This window comes from Acinetobacter sp. USHLN143 (assembly GCF_037145695.1).
Taxonomy (GTDB): Bacteria; Pseudomonadota; Gammaproteobacteria; order Pseudomonadales; family Moraxellaceae; genus Acinetobacter; species Acinetobacter fasciculus.
Map to the genome: position 1 here is coordinate 1 of NZ_JBBCWZ010000213.1, position 491 is coordinate 491.

Sequence of the window (491 nt, forward strand, 5' to 3'; positions counted from 1 at the left end):
TGCTTGCATTAATTGTAAAACAGACATGTAATCTTTCTTCTGCATCTAAAGCCTTACCCATCAAGTGCTTACCACAATCATTTTATCGACGTATACAACGCTTCTTTGCAGATCAGTATTTCGATTATCGTCAAATTTCTCAGTTAATTTTCTATATATTTTCATTCGATAAAGTCCAATTAACTTTGGATAGAACCAACTGGAAATGGGGAAAACGAGATATCAATATCTTGATGTTAGCTATCGTCTATCGTGGAATAGCGATACCTATAGTTTGGACATTGCTCAATAAACGTGGAAATTCAGATACAAAAGAGCGTATTGCTTTGATTCAACGCTTTATCTCCATTTTTGGTAAAGATCGTATTGTGAATGTGTTCGCAGACAGAGAATTTATCGGTGAGAAATGGTTTACATGGTTAATTGAAAATGACATTAACTTCTGTATACGTGTTAAAAAAACTTTATTGTGACCAATCACTTAGCCAAGA

The 491-nt window shown here is 33.8% G+C and carries 1 pseudogene; it reads left to right on the plus strand.

Annotated features, from left to right (window positions below):
• Positions 1-491 (plus strand): annotated as a pseudogene (locus WFH18_RS17745) (IS4-like element ISAba33 family transposase); the annotation flags it as partial.